This is a genomic window from Staphylococcus sp. HMSC077D08 (assembly GCF_001837945.1).
Classification (GTDB): domain Bacteria; phylum Bacillota; class Bacilli; order Staphylococcales; family Staphylococcaceae; genus Staphylococcus; species Staphylococcus epidermidis.
Genome location: NZ_KV834758.1, coordinates 86,425 through 86,988, shown reverse-complemented (window position 1 = coordinate 86,988; position 564 = coordinate 86,425). Strand labels below are relative to the sequence as shown.

Annotated in this window: 1 pseudogene; it reads left to right on the top strand. The window is 29.6% G+C overall.

The window, feature by feature from the left end:
* Positions 1 to 15: 15 nt before the first annotated feature.
* A pseudogene (locus HMPREF2663_RS04080) lies at positions 16 to 321 on the top strand (transposase); the annotation flags it as partial.
* Between the last annotated feature and the right edge of the window lie 243 nt (positions 322 to 564).

Sequence of the window (564 nt, the reverse complement as noted above, 5' to 3'; positions counted from 1 at the left end):
TTAACGAGGTGCCTTATGTATAAAGATTATAATATGACGCAACTTACTTTACTAAAGGAAACTTCAGTACTTATCCCCACACATGATATGTTACAATATGTGAATGATATTGTTGAAACAATTCCTAAGACTGAATTCGATGAATTCAGACATCATCGTGGTGCAACACCATACCATCTAAAAATGATGTTAAAAGTAGTTCTATATGCCTACACAAAATTTGTGTTTTCAGGACGTAAGATAGAAAATTTACTCAATGTTAGCATCCGAATGATGTGGCTATCACAAAATCAAAAGTTTTCTTTTAAAACGATTAATCGATGCAAAAACAAATAAAAAAATAATGAAGAATTATAGTTGGTAATATTTTAAAGGCCAAATTAATAAAAAGCTTTCAGAACCAAAAAACATCTACAGTCAAAGAAAAATTGATGTAGAGCTTGTTTTTGTATTTATGAATCTTATTTTGGGTTCCAATTGTATGTCCGTTTGAAGGAGAAATAAAGTCAAAAGAGAACTAGAATTTGTGCTGATGACACTTAATATAATAAAAGTAACAGCTCA